The organism is Vibrio sp. 2092 (assembly GCF_033339635.1).
Classification (GTDB): Bacteria; Pseudomonadota; Gammaproteobacteria; order Enterobacterales; family Vibrionaceae; genus Vibrio; species Vibrio alginolyticus.
Map to the genome: position 1 here is coordinate 22,046 of NZ_JAWOUY010000002.1, position 14,886 is coordinate 36,931.

The 14,886-nt window shown below is 44.7% G+C and carries 12 protein-coding genes; 7 read left to right on the plus strand and 5 right to left on the minus strand.

Annotation, left to right across the window (positions count from 1 at the left end):
* Positions 1-63: 63 nt before the first annotated feature.
* Both R7P80_RS03870 and R7P80_RS03875 read right to left on the minus strand, forming a co-directional pair.
* Positions 64-1,224 (minus strand): DUF1887 family protein, encoded by a 1,161-nt coding sequence (locus R7P80_RS03870; RefSeq protein WP_005378476.1) that lies wholly within the window; start codon positions 1,222-1,224, stop codon positions 64-66.
* 163 nt (positions 1,225-1,387) lie between these two features.
* The gene (locus R7P80_RS03875) at positions 1,388-3,379 is read right to left on the minus strand and encodes a methyl-accepting chemotaxis protein (RefSeq protein ID WP_206955010.1); all 1,992 of its coding nucleotides are present in this window, start codon (positions 3,377-3,379) and stop codon (positions 1,388-1,390) included.
* A 269-nt stretch (positions 3,380-3,648) separates the two neighbouring features.
* On the opposite strand from R7P80_RS03875, the gene hinT reads away from it, so the two are divergent.
* From hinT to R7P80_RS03910, 7 genes are all read left to right on the plus strand, one after another.
* Positions 3,649-3,999, plus strand: coding sequence for a purine nucleoside phosphoramidase (gene hinT, locus R7P80_RS03880; RefSeq protein ID WP_005378473.1), 351 nt, complete (start codon positions 3,649-3,651; stop codon positions 3,997-3,999).
* Positions 4,000-4,068: 69 nt separating this feature from the next.
* The gene (locus tag R7P80_RS03885) at positions 4,069-5,466 is read left to right on the plus strand and encodes a COG3014 family protein (RefSeq protein WP_025766940.1); all 1,398 of its coding nucleotides are present in this window, start codon (positions 4,069-4,071) and stop codon (positions 5,464-5,466) included.
* On the plus strand, positions 5,466-5,858 hold the full coding sequence (locus R7P80_RS03890; RefSeq protein WP_064353738.1) for a YcfL family protein: 393 nt from the start codon (positions 5,466-5,468) through the stop codon (positions 5,856-5,858). The genes R7P80_RS03885 and R7P80_RS03890 overlap by 1 nt, the downstream gene beginning before the upstream one ends.
* 66 nt (positions 5,859-5,924) lie before the next feature.
* Positions 5,925-6,515 carry a penicillin-binding protein activator LpoB gene (gene lpoB, locus R7P80_RS03895; protein WP_005378467.1) on the plus strand — a complete coding sequence of 197 codons (591 nt, stop codon included), beginning with the start codon at positions 5,925-5,927 and terminating at the stop codon, positions 6,513-6,515.
* A 24-nt stretch (positions 6,516-6,539) separates the two neighbouring features.
* Complete coding sequence (thiK, locus tag R7P80_RS03900) at positions 6,540-7,436, plus strand: thiamine kinase (RefSeq protein ID WP_206955011.1); 897 nt, start codon at positions 6,540-6,542, stop codon at positions 7,434-7,436.
* A gap of 60 nt (positions 7,437-7,496) precedes the next feature.
* Positions 7,497-8,039: an alpha/beta hydrolase YcfP gene (ycfP, locus tag R7P80_RS03905; protein WP_206955014.1), complete on the plus strand. Its 543-nt coding sequence runs from the start codon at positions 7,497-7,499 to the stop codon at positions 8,037-8,039.
* Positions 8,040-8,572: 533 nt separating this feature from the next.
* Complete coding sequence (locus R7P80_RS03910; protein ID WP_005378463.1) at positions 8,573-9,862, plus strand: NAD(P)/FAD-dependent oxidoreductase; 1,290 nt, start codon at positions 8,573-8,575, stop codon at positions 9,860-9,862.
* A 76-nt stretch (positions 9,863-9,938) separates the two neighbouring features.
* Here the strand turns inward: R7P80_RS03910 and R7P80_RS03915 are convergent, their stop codons facing one another.
* From R7P80_RS03915 to mfd, 3 genes are all read right to left on the minus strand, one after another.
* On the minus strand, positions 9,939-10,487 hold the full coding sequence (locus R7P80_RS03915) for a GNAT family N-acetyltransferase (RefSeq protein ID WP_005387823.1): 549 nt from the start codon (positions 10,485-10,487) through the stop codon (positions 9,939-9,941).
* 160 nt (positions 10,488-10,647) lie between these two features.
* Positions 10,648-11,415 carry a peptidoglycan binding protein CsiV gene (locus tag R7P80_RS03920; protein WP_021707672.1) on the minus strand — a complete coding sequence of 256 codons (768 nt, stop codon included), beginning with the start codon at positions 11,413-11,415 and terminating at the stop codon, positions 10,648-10,650.
* 7 nt (positions 11,416-11,422) lie between these two features.
* A complete protein-coding gene (mfd, locus tag R7P80_RS03925) occupies positions 11,423-14,884 on the minus strand; it encodes a transcription-repair coupling factor (RefSeq protein ID WP_225491480.1) in 3,462 nt (1,153 codons plus the stop codon).
* Positions 14,885-14,886: the final 2 nt, after the last annotated feature.

Sequence of the window (14,886 nt, forward strand, 5' to 3'; positions counted from 1 at the left end):
TATAAAAAAAGCAGCATTAATGCTGCTTTTTATCGTTGTGAATTTTAGCTTTTCTTAATGGCACTAGATCTCGTCTGAACCGCCCGCGTCTTTAAACCAAGCCGTTAAGTGCGTTCTTAAATCTTTAAGCTCATCGGGGCCAATCAGGGCTAGCCCTAAGTCTTCAGCACGAGTAATGTCATTGTGACGAAGAGGACGGAAGCTCACCAACATTGCGCGCGCTTGTAAGCCACCTAATAGATCGCGAAGCGATTCTAACTTATATAAAGTATCGTCGCCGTCATCTCTCATGCCTTTGGTTTTGCACTCGATGATGTGCAGCTTGTTGTTTACAACTGTTGCGACATCTAACTCATTGCGTACTTCACTTTCACCAAGTTTGCGATAAACCTGAACATTTAACGATCGATCTTGAATCGTCGGCATGGTGTCTTGGATTTGCTTCACGGTGCTGTGAACCAAAGTTTCTAACCACTCACCGTTTGAAAAGCGTCGAGCATCTTCATCTGCAAACGTTAAAACGCCATTCTCATAGGTGGCGATTTCTGCTTCTACTAAATCTGAAAGCAACATGTTGAGCTCACGGTAGCCCTGCTGTTTTTCGGAGAGCTCGACATCAAGCTTTTGTTCTTTGCGGCATGTGGTTGCAAGGTAGTTAAGTGTTGCTAGACCTGGCCCAAGTTCAAGCGCATTTGAGGCCCATCGTTCACCAAGTTCATACAATTTTTTATCAAGAAGAGGTGGTAAATCAACGTGGTGAAACTCGCCGCGTGCACCAAAGATAGTGAGGTAATCTGCAATCGTAATGTGATCTTCGACTTGGGTATCTTCTTTGCCATCAGGGTATAACCAACAAAGCTTATCGCTACTAGGCTCAACCACAAAAATTGGCCAGCGATAGGTACGGAAAACTTCGTACACCGACAACAAGCGATGACGAAGACCACAGCTCGCGTTCAATTTTACATCTTCGCCGCGTTCATGGAGGTCTTTTGCCAGTTTTTGAATTGCTTGTTTGATCAGAGATGTATTAACAGCGGATGGAATTTCAAAAAATTCAGAAGTAATTTCTCGTTGATCTAAAACGGCACTCAGTCGGTCAAATATATCTAACTGGCTCTTGTCTCCGATGAAGACGATATGTGTGCTTAGCGTACGATTATCTAATAGAGGAGTGACCAATCTCACTGGGTCTTGGTCGATAATACCAACATGAACAGCCATAGATTTTCCTTTTTATGAGGCCGCTCGAAAAGAGTTGTGCAAGGGGATGAGCTGGCCTTATTAATCATATGTAGACATGGCCGACAAAAAACAAGGGCGACTTAACAAAAAGTCGCCCTTATACAGTTGATTGCACTAATTAATGCTCTTAATTATAAAGTATTTATAACTTAAAGCGGTGGACCAATTCATTTTGCTGATGAGCCAAGTGGGTCAGTGATTCACTGGTTTGTGCGATACTCGACATGGCTTGGAAACTTTCATCGGCGATGCTGTTAATATCTTCAATGCTGCGAGCAATGTCTGTTGATGTTTCACTTTGCTCTGCTGCTGCTTGTGAAATGTGCGTACTCATTTGGCTGATCTCAATGATTAGCGCCTGGATCTCTTCCATTGAGCTGTTCGCTTTTGACGCTTGCTCAACCGACATCTCCATATCGCTCATACAGCTTTGTATGACTTGGTTTGCCGATTGTGAGCTGGATTGCAGATTACTGATCATAGATTCAATTTCAGTGGTTGATTGAGTCGTTCTTGATGCGAGTACTCGTACTTCATCTGCCACTACCGCGAAGCCGCGACCTTGTTCACCAGCGCGAGCCGCTTCAATTGCCGCGTTCAATGCCAGTAGGTTGGTTTGCTCCGCAATGTTGCGGATCACATCAAGGATAGATCCAATTTGACCACTCATCTTTTGTAGCTCAGAAACTGCGGAGACCGATTCGTTCAAACGTGTTTCTAGTTGATTAATGGTTGAGATGTTACTGCTCATAACATTTCTGCCTTCTTCAGAGGCAGATTCGACGCGTTGCACCATTTCTAGCGAGCCTTGCGCACTTTGCGCGACTTCCTGCACTGAATGAGACATTTCTGTCATCGCGGTAGCGACGTTTGCCGTTTGTTCGCGTTGAGAGCTCAATTTAATTTGTGCTTGCGAAGAGGTGCGTTCGTTGGCTGTCGCGGTTGACGATAGGTTTTCTGACGCTTCGTTGAGTTTCACCAAGATCTCGTGAAGGTTGTCGGCGAGTGAGTTAATGTGTCCACTCACACGGCTGAATTCGTTGTTATAGCGAATATCGATACGCTGTGTCATATCACCTTCAGTCAGGCCTTCTAACACTTTTAGAATACGAGTCAACGGTTCGCGAACGCTTTGTGCGATGTGGTAGCCAATCGCTGTCGCGAGTAAAACGACAATAACGCCAATGATGATGGCTTTCGTTACACCCGCCGAATATATGTCACCTGCATCTGCCAATGATTCATTGAGCTTATCTGTTGCGGTTGTCGTGAATTGCTCAAGAATCGCCATGGTTGAATCCACTTTATTTGCTAGGTTGGCGATATTGTTATACAAAGCGGCGCGAGCATTGAGGTAATTATTATGTTGGTCTAACACACCGCCACGCATACCAACGTCGCGAGTAAATTGCTCTACAGATTCGCCAAATGCTTTTTCTAGCTCAGGAAGTTGAGTCACCAACCCGCGGAATGCGTAATTCAAGTGCGTTACTGCTTTGCGGTTTTTAGCTACGGCTTGCGTAACAAACTCAGGGTTGGAACTGGCGAGGGCATCAGAGGTAATTACTTCGGCATCTTTTAACTTGATAAAGTAGCTCTTTGCCATGACTTTGACAGAAATGCTGGTTTGATCTGCCACATATTCTTTAAGACCAACCGACAGTTCGGTATTCAGTTTTTGGAAGCGGCGTGAGGATTTTTGCACTTCTTCTTGAGCCGCGAACATTGCTTCGTAGTTGTCCATGGCCTCTAGAGCTTCTGTAAAATAGCTCTGCTCTAACGTTTTTAACTGTGAAAACGGTTCGGCAAGAGAAGGGTAGATTTGGCTTGCGGTTTTCAGTTGAGCCAATGTGGATTCGAAGCGCTGTTGAGATCTAGCAAATTCCTGACGCATTTCATCCATGCGTTGTTTATTCTCTGTTGTCAGGAAGTCTTTAAATGATTTGTCGGCAGAAAGCAGCTCAACACTGGTTTGATTAGATAACGATACCAACGGTAGGGATGATTTAGATACCGTGCCAAATTTTCCGTGAATATCACTCATTCCTCCCATCATAATGGCAATTGTGACGGCAAATAGGATGATGATCAGTGCAAAGCCGGCATACATCCTTTTAATAACTGAACCTCGCATAAGTGAGTTTCCTCTCCCAAAAATAGACAAGCTACCCAAGCATTTTTGAGTTTACTTGGGTATAAAAATAATAATTGTCTTAAAAAAGTAAAAAAATTCATTGGATTGTATTCAGTTTGTGACGCGCATTTTATGACGCACACGACAAAAAAAGCCTCGTTAATTAGCATTTGATTAATAATGTTAAGTGAACACTGTTTTTATTGAGCTCCGCTTTTGGTTGGCGCATACTAATTGGGGTCTAATTACGTTTATAAAATGGAGTCCTCATGGCGGAAGAAACGATCTTTAGTAAAATTATTCGCAAGGAAATCCCTGCCGATATCCTTTATCAAGATGATTTGGTGACTGCGTTTCGCGACATTAACCCTCGCACACCAAGCCATATTCTCATTATTCCGAATAAACTGATCCCAACAACGAATGATGTAGAAGCTGAAGATGAAGCAATGATGGGGCGTTTGTTCACTGTTGCTAGAAAGTTAGCGAAAGAAGAAGGTATTGCTGAAGACGGCTATCGCCTAATCGTTAATTGTAATCCACATGGTGGCCAAGAGGTTTACCATATTCACATGCACCTACTAGGCGGCCGCCCTCTAGGTCCAATGGTATTGAGCTAAGCTTTTAAAAGTGGGTGGCGATTCACCCACTTCTTTTTCCTGTCGAATGACACATTTGTGGAGATAAATGTGAAACTAGGTGTAAAGCTGTTAGGGCTGATGAGTTGGGCTTTAATGGCCTCTGGCTGCGCGAATTTATCTGCGGGCAATCTGTTTAGCCATTACAGCAACCAGAATCAAGAAGTTTATCAAGCCGTTGTTGCAGGGGAATATGCCAAAGCAAAACAACTTCAATCAAGTGAAGTGGGTGGCGAGATACTTGGCAATTTTGAAAAAGGTCGTATCTCTTTTCTTGCTGAAGATTACCCAACAAGTTTAAATGCGCTAGAAAGCAGCGATCGTGCTGTACGTGTTCAACAAGATCGTGCGACGATATCTGTGTCAGACACGGCAACGAGCGTCGGCTCTCTCGCAGTGAACGACAATCTCCAAGACTATCATCCCGCCGATTACGAACTTGGCTTTTTGCACCTGTATCTAGGACTAAATTACTTACAGAAAAACGATTTAGAAGGGGCACTAGTTGAAGTGCGTCGAGCTAATCAAGTTCAGGAAGCAGCAAGAAAGGCGCGTGAAAAAGAGCTAAAAGCAGCAGAGAAAGACCTTAACAAGCAAGGCATGTCTGCCAATTTAGGCAGTGTGTTAGCGAACTACCCTGATGCTGGTAAAAAACTAAGCGCGGTACAAAATGGTTATCTGTTCTATCTTTCTGGCTTGTTATATGAAGCGTCGCGAGACTTAAACAGTGCTTATGTTGATTACCGACGAGCACTCGCTGTAATGCCAGACAACAAGCAAGTTGTGGAAAGCACCTTATACGCTGCTAAGAAGCTGGGCATGCGTGAAGACTTGCGCATGCTAGAGAAGCGGTATGGCAAAGCACCTTCTGGATTAACTCAGTCACAAGGGCGAGTCATCGTTATTGATGAGCAGGGTGTTGTTGAGGCGATGAAAGGGTGGCGTATTGATTTACCGATTTACGACAGTCGCGATAATGGCGCGATTTATTCGTTGGCGCTTCCTTATTATCAGAACCGAGGTGCTCAACGTTTTAGCGATGTTGTTTTAAATGGTCAGGTATTGCCTTCCAGTACGCTGACTGATGTTAATGCGATGGCGCAAAACGATCTTAATGAACGTCTTACTACAATAGTGATCCGTCAAGCTCTTCGTGTTTGGGCAAAAGATCGAATCCGAAAAGAGGCGGCGAAAAAAGGCGATGATGTGGGCAACATACTTTTCAATGTATGGAACACATTGACCGAACAGCCAGATACAAGAAGTTGGCAAACATTGCCAGCGCAAGTGAAAACGGCTTCAAAAATCGTGAAACCGGGAACACAAAGTTTAAACTTGGGTGATCAAACCTATCAGTTTGAAGTGCCTGCACAGCAGACTACATTGGTATGGGTATCTCGTCAGGGAGCACACTCAACCGTGTGGCATAAACAGCTAGGGAGACTGTAATGAAAGCATGGCTTGTTTGTTTAGCAATGGCTATTGGTTTAGTTGGATGCGCCGAAAACACGGCTGGTATTCGAATTGATGGCCAAACGCAAAAAGTATTTTTTAATGATAACGTTTTAGGTAGTCGCTTATTAGTTGACAACATCACCACCACTTACGTTGATGATCGCCCACGAGGAGTCGTGCTGCTGAGTAGCAATTACAAAGGTGATCAGCATATTCTTTACCGATTTTATTGGTATGACAACAATGGTTTAGAAGTGAATACCAAACCTGGTCCGTGGCGAAAAATGATTGTGCGAGGATTTGAGCAAGTCACGTTATCTGAAGTTACTGTGAATCCAAATGGCACAAAATTCCGTGTGCAAATTAGAGAAGCACAAGACGATTAATCTTAACGGCTCTGCCGAAGCTGCCGCGCTAACGATGCGCTGGTATTGAAAAACTAAGGAACTCTCATGAAAAAAAGTATTATTGCTCTTTTAGGTCTTGCCGTCATTTTAGGTGGCTGTTCTAACAAAGTCTCTTACGGCGATGCGCAAGCAACAGAAACCACGACTATCGATTTTGGCTCAACAGATTTACAAAAAATCGCGGCTGAAATGGTGGATAGCATGATGATGTCGGGCTCTGTTGCAGCAATTACTCGTGACCAACGTCCTATCGTTTTTGTTGAGCGAATTAAGAACAAAACCAGTGAACATATTGACACTGAATCCATTACTGACACGATCTCTACTAAGATGTTGAACTCAGGTAAGTTCCGCTTTGTTGATATGGATCGTGTTGAGTCTGTGCGTGAACAACTTAACTTCCAAAACACGGATGAGCTTGTTAACCAAAGCACAGCGATCCAATTTGGTAAAATGGTTGGTGCTCAATACATGCTTTACGGCAACCTATCTAGCATTGTGAAAAATGCAGGTAGCGATAAAGATGTATACTACAAGATGACCATGCGCCTAATGGACCTAGAAACAGGTTTGATTGAGTGGGCGGATGAAACTGAAATTCGTAAAGCGCAATCTAAGAGCCTATTCGGTCTTTAATCGAACAGGGTGGAGAAGTCATCAATGGCATGGTTTTCTTGGCAACAAGCAAAACAGTTAGATCCGAGTCTTAACGCTCTCGATGGCTTCTTTACGGAGCCTCCGGTAAAAGTACAAACTGTTACCGGGGGGCTCACCAACCGTTGTTGGCGGTTGGAATCTTCTCAAGGCCTTGCATACATCTGGCGACCGACCAGTCATGTCTGCAAGGCTTTTTCAATTTCTCGTCACAGTGAATATCAAGTGCTGAATACAGTCTCTTCATTGGAAATTGGCCCCAAGCCAGTTTTTATTCATGAGCAAGGGTTGCTGGTGGAATGGATAGAAGGAGAGGCACTGACGGAGTCAGGCTTAGCACTAAGCGATTTATTATCCATTGCTGCGAAGATTCATCAATATCCGATAAGCGCAATTCCTTTGGTTCCATTTTCATATATTTCTCGCATCGATCATTATTGGCTTGAGCTTGATGGTCAGTATGTGGGTACGGAGTTTGAGGCTTTGTACATGAAGTGGCGCACGGAACCGAACGTTGCACCTGTTCCGCTTGCCCTATGTCACTTCGATCTGGGGTGTTATAACCTAGTGCGAGGAGAGAATGGGGTGAAAGTCATTGATTGGGAGTATGCCGGGATTGCTGACCCTAGGCTTGATTTGACCTTAACTATTCAGGTCGCGAATGCGCCTGTGGAAGAAGCGGTAAAGCAGTATTGCCAAATTCGAGGTATCGAAGATGTGTCTCTTTGGCTGAGAGGTGTACACGCTTGGCAACCAAGAACCTTGGTGATGGCGATGCTCTGGTATCTACTTGCCTATAAATTGTGGGGAGGTGAACAATACTTAAACAGTGCGTATGAGTTGAAAGGCTCATTGTGTATGGAAGATCACTGTTTTGAGAACTCGTCATATTTTCCCCTTTAATAGTAAGGAAATAGTGGTAGTTTTAATAAAAGTACCAGATACACACAGGGAGAGGTACAGATGATTATTTACTTACACGGCTTTGACAGTACAAGCCCGGGTAACCACGAAAAAGTTCTTCAACTGCAATTTATCGACGAAGACGTTCGTTTTATCAATTACAGCACCCTTCACCCAAAGCACGACATGCAACACTTGTTAAAAGAAGTGTCTAAAGTTATCGATCAATCTGATGACCCAAACCCGTTAATCTGTGGGGTAGGTTTAGGTGGTTACTGGTCTGAGCGAATTGGTTTTCTATGCGGTATCAAGCAAGTGATGTTCAACCCGAACTTGCACCCAGAAAAAACGATGGCTGGTCGAATCGATCGCCCAGAAGAGTACGAAGATATCGCAACAAAATGTGTTGATCAGTTCCGAGCGAAAAACCAAGCGCACTGCTTAGTGATTCTCTCTAAAGATGATGAAGTGCATGACAATTCGAAAACGGCAGCTGAGTTAGGAAAACACTATCAAATCATTTGGGATGAAACTCAGTCTCATAAGTTCAAAAAAATCTCTCATCATTTACAAGCGATAAAGGTATTTAAAAATACTTATTAATGTTGAGTGTAGACAGTAAAGCGGCGTTTTTATCGGCTGCTTTGCTGCGATTCCTTCTCTTGAGTATGCCGAGCCACTGTCTCTTTGAAAGGCACATTTTCTTGGTTTAACGCTTTGAATATTGTGTTCTCCTTACCGTTTTCTTACTTCCCTCCTATGTAGCACGAACACCTTGTTGTAGAGTAGTCGAAAAGTAGTCAATCCGTACTCGTTACACGGATTTTGGTTGCCTTCAAAGTTGGTCTCTATATAATGAACCGGACTAAAATAATTTGATAAATATCAAAAAAAATTGAGAGCGAGTAATAAACTTGCCCAAAAAATTCTGGCGTCGTATGCGTACCAGATAAACATGCCAAACCCTGACAAGTCATTGATAGATAAAGAATCAAGGTGAATGGCAGTTTTTTAATCCAAGTAATTGAGACACCTCTAAGAACCAAGAATTCATCGGTTGGATGGATGCCACAAATATTTGTGAGTCATGCATCGAGCTGAACCCCATATATTCATTTTTGTAGAGGAAAATCATTGTGACACGCATTATCGTTGTAGGCGGCGGTGCAGGTGGTCTTGAGTTGGCAACTAAGCTTGGTCGAACTCTAGGTCGCAAAAACCGTGCGCAAATTACGCTAGTCGATCGAAAAGCGAGCCACTTGTGGAAGCCATTATTGCATGAGGTTGCTACAGGTTCTTTGGACGAAGGAGTAGATGCACTGAGCTATCGAGCTCATGCAAAAAACCACAGCTTCGACTTCCAAATGGGTAGCCTTCAAGACATCGACCGTGAACGTAAAGTGATCATCTTAAGTGAGCTTAAAGACGAACACGGTGAACTTCTTATGCCAAGCCGTGAGCTAGAATACGACATTCTAGTGATGGCGATTGGCTCGACATCAAACGACTTCAACACGCCTGGCGTTCGTGAAAACTGTATTTTCCTAGACAGCCCTGAGCAAGCACACCGTTTCCGTACAGAAATGAACAACGAGTTCCTAAAGCTGCACGCGAAAAACGGTAACGGTACGGTCGATATTGCGATTGTTGGTGCTGGTGCAACTGGCGTTGAACTATCAGCTGAGTTACATAATGCTGTTAAAGAGCTGCGCACTTATGGCTTCGGTGATCTTGATTCTAGCAAGTTGAACGTCAATCTGATTGAAGCAGGTGAGCGTATTTTACCAGCGTTACCTCCACGTATTTCTTCTGCTGCTCATCAAGAGTTGGTGAAGTTGGGCGTAAACGTGCGCACCGCCACTATGGTGACTAAAGCTGAAAAAGATGGCCTTACTACAAAAGATGGTGAGAAGATCCCAGCTCAAATCATGGTTTGGGCTGCGGGTATCAAAGCTCCAGACTTTATTAAAGATATCGCTGGCTTAGAAACGAACCGTATCAATCAGCTTGTAGTGAAAAACACACTACAGACAACACGAGATGATGACATCTTTGTTATTGGTGACTTAGCACAATGCACCCAGTCTGACGGTTCGTTCGTGCCGCCACGCGCTCAAGCTGCACACCAAATGGCAAGCCAGGCATTTAGTAACATCGTCGCGAAGATCAACGGGCGCGAGTTGAAAGACTATGTATATAAAGATCACGGTTCATTAGTGTCTCTAAGTCGCTTCTCAACCGTTGGTAGTCTGATGGGGAACCTAACTAAAGGGTCGATGATGGTAGAAGGCCGTATTGCTCGTGTCGTTTACATCTCATTGTATCGCATGCACCTAATGGCGTTGCACGGTGTATTCAAAACCGGTCTGATGATGCTCGTCGGCCGCATTAATCGCGTGCTGCGTCCAAACCTTAAGCTGCACTAAGGTTTTAAATCCACTCTGTGTGGATGTGTTGTATCTTAAAAAATGCAGAAGCCACCACAAGTCGGTGGCTTTTTGTTTATGTTAGATCTGTCGGTAAAAGTGAGAACACAACGCCATCTTTAGGCTTACCCTGAAAAATAAACCGGTTTCTGGCGATGGCTTCTTTTTGTGCACCGACGGACTCAATTAAGGCTTGGCTAGCTTCGTTGTCGGGGTCACAAACAATCTCTAGTCGAGTTAAACTTAGCTTTGCGAAGCAGAATTCTGCTAAGGCTTTAACGGCTTCTTGGGCATAGCCTTGCCGTTGATAGCGGTCGGCAACCCAGTAACCAATACTCGCCATATTAAACGTATGATATAACTCATTAACCGCTGCCATTCCAACCAAAGTGTTACTTTGCCGCTCATAGATACCGAAACCAAAAGCCTCAGTTTTGACCCAGTTAAGACGGGTTGCCAACAGAAAGTCCTGCGCGGTTTTCAATGTGACGTTTTTATCACACCAGTCAAGCCATTGGTGCAGCGAAGGGGATTCTGCAAGTAATCGTTGTAGTGAATGTGCTTCTTCAGCAGGGATGAGCTTGAGCGCTAAGCGGGGCGCAATGATTTCAAAGTCTGGACTCATGAACTAATACGACTTCCATGTTGAGTGTAAGTAAATTGAAAGCTGTCTATTTATACTTGAACGCAGCTATTTTCCTTGCTCTGCGTTGGTTAGGAATAATTGAGGTATAGCAGATAAAAACAAAGCGCAGCTTTGCTGCGCTTTGTCGAACCGCTCGCGCTTATCGAACCCGACGAACTTGAATGATCATACCCATCAACGGGTTATCTAGGTAATGAGTCTCGCTGCTACGCATACGACGTTTTTGATCCATTCGATAACTCTTCAGGAATTTCTCTTCGGTTACTGTCGGCGATATTTCTGCCAAGTTACCGACTTGGACGTTACCATCGACTTCACCTAAGTCATCCGCCAATTGCTCAGTTGAGGTTGGTTCAAAACGCACCTCTCTAACACTTGGTTCGCGGAGATCTAGTGTTGTTTCGGCGAAGAGGTAATGCTGTACGTATATTTGGAATCGACCATCTAGTTCATATAAAGGACCATTGACCGTCTCTTCACTGTAACCGTCGCTGGAAAATGTTTGATTGCCATTGATTGGGCGGCCATCTGCTTGATAAGAATCAGAGAAATCTCGCCCGCCAACGATGCGGAAAATTGGGGCGCTAGATTTACCTCGGTCACCTTGACGCCAGGCTACGTGTTTAAGCACTTTAAAGCCGGCATGATTATTTAGTGCCGCTTCTTGCGCGTTGAGACGGAAAGAAGAACTTGGCAAAAGTGTCACGCCTTTAGAGCGGCGGTAGGATTCACTCTCTAGGCTACCGACATTTTCCATATCGATTTTTGGCAGTTGATTCGGCCAAGATTCTGTTGTGCTTTCAGCGTCGACTGCTCGCTTGAAAATGATCACTTCAATATCAAATTGGCGCTGTGCCCAAGAGGGCATTGAGACACATAGAAGCAATAACGGGATCAGTATTCTCATTCGACTATTAGCTCGTTGGTAATAAATTCTGTTTAAAATCATTCAGTAAGTCTTGAACAAACTGAATGCGTTTACGTCGGTCCACCAATGGTACGCTAAACTTGAACTTAGTTGGACCTTCCATTGCAAATTTTTGCGGCTGTGATTGCAGCAGTTTAACTAAATACGCTGGATTTATGTCAGCATCAGGGTAAAACTCGATAAATCCACCTTTATCATGGGCTTCTATCTTTTTCGCTTTTAAACTACCAGCCGAAATTTTCAATTCTGAGACGGCAAGTAAGTTCTTTGTTGCGTCTGGAAGCAAACCAAAGCGATCAATCAGTTCCACTTTTAGCTCTGATAGTTCATCACTGCTTGTGACACTCGCAATGCGTTTGTACATCGACAGTCGTGTGTTTACATCCGGAATGTAACCATCTGGTAAGAGCGCTGGGATTCGCATTTCCACTTCAGTTTGCTCACGAAGCAGCTCATCCAAAGACGGCTCCTTGCCTTCTTTTAATGCTTGCACTGCTTGTTCCAGCATTTCCATATAAAGTGTAAAACCAACGGATTGAATTTGCCCACTTTGCTCATCACCAAGCAGCTCACCAGCACCACGGATTTCTAAATCGTGGGTTGCTAACGTAAAGCCAGCACCTAAGTCTTCCAGTGAAGCAATCGCATCAAGACGCTTGATGGCATCTTTGGTCATGGCTTTTGGATGTGGCGTTAATAAGTAAGCATAGGCTTGATGGTGCGAACGTCCAACACGGCCACGTAATTGATGCAACTGCGCCAAGCCAAGATTGTCCGCACGATCCATGATTATGGTATTCGCCGTTGGTACGTCGATACCGGTTTCGATGATGGTTGTACACACCAACACATTAAAGCGCTGATGGTAGAAGTCATTCATGATTCGCTCAAGTTCGCGCTCGCGCATTTGACCATGAGCCACGGTAATACGTGCCTCTGGGATGAGTTTCTGTAAGTCTTCTGCCGTTTTTTCAATGGTTTCAACCTGATTGTGCAGGAAGTAAACCTGACCACCACGCATAATTTCACGCAGTACCGCTTCACGGACCACTGGCTCTTCTTTTTGTCGAACAAAGGTTTTAATGGCTAAACGGCGTGCAGGAGGTGTCGCGATGATCGACAGGTCTCGCATGCCACTCATTGCCATATTCAGTGTGCGTGGAATTGGTGTTGCGGTGAGGGTAAGAATGTCCACATCCGCACGCATTGCTTTGACTTTTTCTTTTTGACGAACCCCGAAGCGGTGTTCCTCATCAACGATCAACAAACCTAAATCTTTGAATTTAATGTCGCTCGAAAGCAGCTTATGCGTACCAACGACAATGTCTACTTTACCATCGGCAACGTCTTGCAGAATGACTTTTTGTTCTTTGGCAGATTTAAAACGAGACAGTACTTCAACTCGGATTGGTAAGTTGGCAAAACGGTCACGGAAGTTTTCGAAATGCTGCTGAGCAAGCAAGGTTGTTGGTACGAGTACGGCGACCTGTTTACTGTTATCCGTTGCGACAAATGCTGCGCGCATAGCGACTTCCGTTTTACCAAAGCCCACGTCACCACACACTAAGCGATCCATCGCTTTTGCCTGGCACATGTCTGACAATACGGCATTGATGGCCATCGCTTGGTCATCTGTTTCTTCAAACGGGAATGTTGCTTTAAATGTTGCGTATTGCCCACGATCTAGCTCAAATTTGAAGCCAGGTTTTAATTCTCGTTTAGCATACACATCCAGCAATTCTGCTGCGACATCACGCACTTTTTCTGCCGCTTTACGACGTGCTTTTGCCCACGCTTCACCACCTAATTTATGCAGTGGCGCACTCTCTTCAGCGCCGCCAGAATAACGGCTGATAAGATTCAGTGATGAAACTGGCACGTAGAGCTTGGCATCGTTTTGATACTCAAGGGTGACGTATTCCGTTTTCATGCCACCGGCTTCAAGTGTTTGTAAACCGATGTAGCGACCAATACCGTGATCAATATGAACCACAGGTTGACCGGGTTTTAACTCCGCAAGGTGGCGAATAACGGTGTCACTGTTGACGGCTTTTTTATCTTTGCGGCGTCGCTGGATAACACGGTCACCGAGTAGATCACTTTCACAGATCAGAGCGAAGTTCAGCTCTTCGTGAATGAAACCATGCTCTGCTGCGCCTAAGATCAAGCTGAATCGATCTCCCGAGTCTAGAGCTTGGTAAAGTGAGCCATGTACGACTGGCCGAACTTTGATGCCTTGCAACAGCTCCGTTAGTGCTTCACGACGACCTTCTGACTCTACCGAGAAAACGACTTTTCCGCTGAATTGCTCACTAAACTGACGAAGGCGCGAGAGCGGCTCTTTATTTTGTTGCTGAACGCCAAGCTCGGCTAACGATTGTACGGGTAGGTTTTGACGACCGGCACGCTTAACCACTTTATCTAGGCTCAATTGAGCGATAGGGAGCTGTTTTAGTTGACTGAAAAGTTCGTCTTTTTTCAACCAAAGCTGTTCAGGAGTCAAAAGAGGACGCAACGGATCAACTTTTTTCTGGTCGTATCGATATCCGACATCGGTTAAGAAAGTATCGACCGCAGATTCGATATCACCATATGTGATGACTTGAGAGTCTTCTGGCAAATATTCAAATAAAGTCTCGGTATGGTCAAAAAACAGCGGCTGCCAATACTCAATACCAGCGGGCCACGTGCCTTTGGTCACTTGCATGTAGATTGATTCAGGCTCGCGGCGTGCGTCGAACTGGGTGCGCCAACGTGTACGGAAATCTTCAATCGCTTCTTTAGTGGTTGGGAACTCATGTGCAGGCAGCAATTGGATTTGCTGAATATCGTCGATAGAGCGTTGGTTCTCTGGATCAAACGTGCGAATGGTATCTATTTCATCATCAAAGAAGTCGATGCGGTACGGGTCATTGCTGCCCATAGGAAAGAGATCCAGAATAGACCCACGACTTGCATATTCACCTGGCCCAAATACTTGATCTACATGGCGGTAGCCTGAATTTTCAAGTTGTACACGTAACTTCTCTAGCGAGATTCGATCACCAGTTTTTACCATTAAAGTGTGTTGCAACAGAAAATCACGTGGCGATTGGCGTTGCAATACTGTACTGACCGGGACGATGGTTATGCCATCACGTTGACTTGGCAGTTGGTATAGGCGTGCGATACGTTCAGAGATGATTTCTTGATGCGGAGAAAAGTTATCGTAAGGCAGCGTTTCCCAGTCGGGGAACAGGCTTACCGTTTGGTCGGTGAATTGCTCAATCTCTGCCTGAAGCTTTAAAGCAATTTGCGGGTCAGGCACAACGAGTAGCGAGTGACTCGAATACTGCTTGGCTAGCTCTGCAATGGCTAGAGGTAGAGCTGCGCCCGGCAAATTACCTAGCTGTTTTTTGTCGCCACGCTCTGAAGGGTTGGTGACGGAAAGAATCGTTGCTTTTGTCATAG